The following is a 5,047-nucleotide window of genomic DNA, read 5'->3' as shown; positions in this document are numbered from 1 at the left end:
CATGCAAATCGCTATGATAAAACAATTGCTGGCATTATCTTTGATTACCGAAAACGAATTTCATTTGATAAAGAATAAAACGATGCGGGATTACGGCATCATTTCGGACCTTACTTCTTGATTCGCACATTTGTCGGTCCGCCCATCTCTTATTAAACTGATGGCAAGTAAATAAGAATGGAGGACAACACCATGGCTCTCGAAGTAGAAGTAATTAAAGCAAGTAGGAAAATATCCGATCGCAACGCCGGAAAGTTATCGGATGTCCTTCGCGTCGCCCCTTATGCCCGCGTAAGTACCGACACCGAGGAGCAATTGAGCAGCTACAAGTCGCAAGTCGCCTATTACACCGATCTCGTTAGCAAACGAAGCGACTGGGTGCTGGTTGATATTTATGCAGATGAAGCCATAACCGGTACTCAGGTAACGAAGCGCGAGGATTTCCAACGCATGATTAACGATTGTATGGATGGGAAAATTGATATGATCATCACGAAGTCTATCTCCAGGTTTGCAAGAAACACGCTGGACACGTTGAAATACGTCCGTATGCTGAAAGAAAAGAACATCGCCGTACTTTTTGAAGATGAGAATATCAATACATTGACGATGGACGGTGAATTGTTGCTCGTCATTCTAAGCTCCGTAGCGCAGCAGGAAGTGGAGAACATCTCAGCCAACGTAAAAAAAGGTTTGAAAATGAAAATGAAGCGCGGCGAACTGGTGGGCTTCCAAAGTTGTCTGGGATATGATTACGATGTGAATACGAAACAGATCACCGTTAATCAAGAAGAAGCCGAAATCGTCCGCTATATTTTTGAACGTTATACATCGGGGATCGGCGCTTACGTAATTGCTAAGGAACTGACTGAGGCGGGACATAAAACCAAGTATGGAAGAGTCGAATGGCAGGACACAACCGTTCTTGGTATCATAAAGAATGAGAAGTATAAAGGCGATTTGCTGCAAGGAAAGACATTTACCGTCGATCCCATTTCCAAGAGAAGACTGGACAATTACGGCGAGGAAGATCAGTTTTATGTCAAAAATCATCATGAGCCGATTGTCAGCGAGGAAGTATTTGAGAAGGCGCAGGACATATTGCATCGAAGAGGCGAGAATCGCCGCCGCGGCGCGAAAGGCAAGCGGGACAAGTACAGTAGAAAATTTGCTTTCAGCAGTAAGTTGGAATGTGCTTTCTGCGGAAGCAACCTCTCGCGGCGGAACTGGCACAGCGGAACCCCGCATGAAAAGGTGATTTGGCAGTGCGTGACAGCCACGAAGAAAGGGAAGAAATACTGCTCTCACAGCAAAGCTTTGGAGGAAAAGCTGATTGAGGGTGCTTTTGTCGAATCATACAAATTGGTGTGCCGCAAAAATTCGGACGTGCTGGACGAGCTTATGAAAAGAATGGAATCGGTGTTTAGCGACCAGAATAATCAAAAGAGACTGAACAAAATTAACAGCGATATTCAGGCCACGGAGCAAAAACGTTGCAGACTGATTGATTTGTGCCTGGATGAGAAAATAGACAGGGCTACCTACGAACAGAAGTATGCGGAGCTCGATACTTCGCTTACTAAATTGCTCGAAGAAAAGGAACAGTTGGAGCAATCCGCGCAAGATGAGATTGAATTGGGAAACCGGCTTGAACATTTTCGCAAAGTGCTCCAAACGAATGAGGTTCTGACCGCATTCGACCGGAACGTATTCGAAAGCATCGTTGATAAAGTGATTATTGGGGAGAACTCCAATCAGGAAAGTCCCGAGCCGTACAAACTGACCTTCGTCTATAAAACCGGCTTTCATAACAGCATCCAAAGCAAGATGCATAAGCAAAAAAAGTCCATGCGAAGTGAAAGGGGGAAAGTGCCTTCCTATTCTGAGCACAACACATGTGGAGTCAGTTACGCTGTTGGTGCGGGATGAAACAGTAGGCGGGGAGCGTTGATGTATAAGTGTTTTGGCGGTTAATACAGCTTGACGAGATTGGTAGTACAGGAGCTGAAAAACAGCGTTGATGTAAAATTGATGTAAATATTAGCCGAAAATTAACCTATAAGAACATAAAAATGACGCCAGGGGTTTTGATCCTGGGCGTCATCGCTGTTATCCGGCGGCTTTTTTGTAAATAATTACTCAAACTCATCAACAGGGCTAAATACTATAGGAACGCCTTGCTCACGGAAACCACGAAATTTCACTCTGAAAAGGAGCGTCGATCGGCTCAACCACGTCTTGATCTCCAATGCCACAATCTCCCCATCTAAAACAACATTAAGGGGGCCGTTTGCTAAACGGAGAGTTCATAATAAAATTCCACTTGTAGGGATCGTAACGGTGAAGGGTTACCTGGAAGCACCGGGACAAGCCTCATTCGCATTTCCAGGCTGAAGCCTCACCCTCGATCGCCTCACGAGCAGGAATGCAGCTTCAGGGATGGCCGGGGCTCCTCTCACGGAAAAATTTAAGCGGACCACGCAGTTATGAGGGCTACAACGACGACCATCAGCACTTAGTTTTAATGTGGAATCCTGTTGATATAGTGGCGCGGCGCACCCCTACCAAACCGACACGTCGATGGGCAGCAGTGGCCAAGAAATATCAATTCGGTTCCTGCCGAGTATTTTCCACAGGTAGATCGTAGGAGGTTGTGGAAGCGTTGAGTAAAAATAAAGATTTATCATATCTAATAGACAAGATTGTAACCTCCGAGTTATTTTGGGATGCCAATTATTATTTTCGAAGTATGAAGAAACAGCCACATGGCGGAGTTGCTCATATTTTCTATCCTAATATATATTTGAGACATTACTCTGTTGATACTATTCAGTTATTTACTCGTGAACCAGGGAATATTCCATATTTCTTATTAGATTTAGTTGAAGAGGCTTATCAAAAGTATCTTAAATGTGATATTGATGTTGAAGAACTATGTAGGTTATGCTTTGATGATGATTTTTGGTATGTTGGATTTCGTTTATTGAAACCTAAGAAAGAGTACGAGGAGATAAATAAAAGTGTGCCAATAATTTGGACGGTAATATCGTCAAATTTGAGTTATCAGGATTATTTTGACTTGGACTACAGGTTATTAGTATATGCATTAGTATGCTTTTTAATTAAAAACAAAATGATTGAAATAGAAGGCATTTCAGAGATTTGTAGAAATGAAGTGTTAAGAATTCCGCATAATAAATATGGATTAAGCCTGGTAAATGAAGCTAAGTTTATGCGGCAAGGTTTTATCATTAATGGAAAATACTATCTTTATAATATATTTTTTGATAATACAATTGGAGCGCCCACCGATGATGTTCCGTATACTATTAAGATAATTAACGAAGAAATACAAAATAGAAAACTGTTTTTAGATGCGATGAAAAAGTAGCTGTACCAGCAGATAAAATGATAAGTACTGCAACAGTGGATTTTCAAAAGTATCGCGGAATAACAGTTGACTTTGGAAATATAGAAAAGTTGGTTAGCAAGAAGGAAATCATAGTTCACTATGATCCTAAGTATTTAGATAAGGTTGTAATGATAATTAAACCGGATAGGGATCGAGAAGGTCGTAATTTTTATCATATTGAGGTTGAAGAACTATGGAGTCCTGTAAAAGTTAGAGATAATTTTGTAATTACGAATTATGTGCACGCACAATACTATCCAGATAAAAAAGTCTTTAATCATATTGATTTTTCTGTAAATCAGTACTCGAAAGCTATCTTTGAAGAAAAGTTCAGAGATGCAGTGACAGACACAGAAATACCAATTGATAAATATGGTGATGAACATTATAAAATCTGGTGTGTTGAAAGCGATGCGATTGAAATAAGTACTTGGAGTAAACTTGTTTGTGCCACACTTGATGAACCTTTTAGGGATTTGTTCCTAGAGATGTTTTCTATTAATATTGATTGATGTGCTCCTACTAACTTCGTATTTTAAAAAACAACCAAAAACGATTGATATGTTTCCAAAAATGTAAAGAAAAAAATCAACCAAAAAGATATCAATTCTATCCTCTCTAACCGTGTTGAAGCGTTGCTCTTTAGCAGCGATGTTTTTTTCCAACCCAGCGAAATTAAAAAATGACCGGGAATCAACCCATTAGAACATAAAAATGACGCCAGGAGTATTGATCCTGAGCGTCATTGCTGTTATCCGGATGCCTTTTTTGTTAATAACGACTCGAACTTATCAGCAGCGGCCCGGTCGGCTGACCGAAGAGCATGACCATAGATGTTCATTGTTGTGGTAATGCTTCCGTGACCTAGTCGTTCCGATATGATCTTCGCGTGGACTCCCTGGTTAATCAAAATTGTAGCCGAGGTGTGCCGCAGGTCATGAAACCGGATATACCTGAATCCGTTTTTCTTGATGAATTGCCGAAACCAAAGATAGGGTCGCTCATGATGGAAAGGTTGCCCATCGGGATGGGAGAAGATGAAGAACCATTCACCGCCTCGCCATTTGTCACCCATTTCATTACGTTCACTTAGGCGATAAGCGTAGTACTGTTTCAACTCTTCAAGCATTGAATTTGGTAAAGCAACTTTCCGATTAGAATTTTTTGTTTTGGGCTGCTTTACGATTATATCGTGAGCGTCAAATCCTGCACACATTGATGAGACAAACGCGCTCCCTTGCAAAATCGGTTAGTGCGCAATGGCCTGTAAGGAGAGCTTTTACGGCATGTTCCCGCAACTGTTCATATGGATCAGAAAAGGAAAATTCGCGCAAAAACCGCTTTCGGCGGAACGAGGCGCTTCCCCTTCAGAAAACGTATTTTCCGTGAACGATTTCAAAATGTATTCGTCAATCGTTTTTTTATTGACCATCGATTCCAGATATACGCACTGCACGGTTTGTTCCCCTTGGACAAACAAGGATCGGCAGACTAAGTCCGGGGGTAACCCGAGGGCTGATTGAATGTCTCCGAAAAATCATTCTTGATCGATTGATTTTGCTTTTTTCTTGCCATCGACGAACCTCCAGATTCTCACATCTCATCATTATCATTATTTCCTATTGGGTGGATTCT

At 41.5% G+C, this 5,047-nt stretch carries 4 protein-coding genes; 3 read left to right on the top strand and 1 reads right to left on the bottom strand.

What is annotated here, in order from left to right:
- The first annotated feature begins 192 nt into the window (after nt 1-192).
- The 3 genes from PACILC2_RS16610 to PACILC2_RS16600 all read left to right on the top strand — a co-directional run bounded on the left by PACILC2_RS16610 (nt 193) and on the right by PACILC2_RS16600 (nt 3,924).
- Nucleotides 193-1,929 (top strand): recombinase family protein, encoded by a 1,737-nt coding sequence (locus PACILC2_RS16610; protein WP_213529630.1) that lies wholly within the window; start codon nt 193-195, stop codon nt 1,927-1,929.
- A gap of 733 nt (nt 1,930-2,662) precedes the next feature.
- On the top strand, nt 2,663-3,391 hold the full coding sequence (locus tag PACILC2_RS16605) for a hypothetical protein (protein ID WP_213529628.1): 729 nt from the start codon (nt 2,663-2,665) through the stop codon (nt 3,389-3,391).
- 17 nt (nt 3,392-3,408) lie between these two features.
- Nucleotides 3,409-3,924, top strand: coding sequence for a hypothetical protein (locus tag PACILC2_RS16600; RefSeq protein ID WP_213529626.1), 516 nt, complete (start codon nt 3,409-3,411; stop codon nt 3,922-3,924).
- Between the two features lie 239 nt (nt 3,925-4,163).
- On the opposite strand, the gene PACILC2_RS16595 is transcribed toward PACILC2_RS16600, so the two are convergent.
- Entirely contained in the window at nt 4,164-4,628 is a 465-nt protein-coding gene (locus PACILC2_RS16595; RefSeq protein WP_244863577.1) for a site-specific integrase, read from the bottom strand.
- Between the last annotated feature and the right edge of the window lie 419 nt (nt 4,629-5,047).

The organism is Paenibacillus cisolokensis (assembly GCF_018403665.1).
Taxonomy (GTDB): Bacteria; Bacillota; Bacilli; order Paenibacillales; family Paenibacillaceae; genus Paenibacillus_AH; species Paenibacillus_AH cisolokensis.
The sequence above is the reverse complement of the archived record's forward strand: the minus strand, read 5'-3'. Positions and strand labels throughout refer to the sequence as shown.

Bases quoted from the DNA above. Each gene is read 5' to 3' on its own strand.
- PACILC2_RS16600 (WP_213529626.1), top strand. From the start codon at position 3,409: ATGATAAGTACTGCAACAGTGGATTTTCAAAAGTATCGCGGAATAACA.
- PACILC2_RS16610 (WP_213529630.1), top strand. From the start codon at position 193: ATGGCTCTCGAAGTAGAAGTAATTAAAGCAAGTAGGAAAATATCCGAT.
- PACILC2_RS16595 (WP_244863577.1), bottom strand. From the start codon at position 4,628: ATGTGTGCAGGATTTGACGCTCACGATATAATCGTAAAGCAGCCCAAA.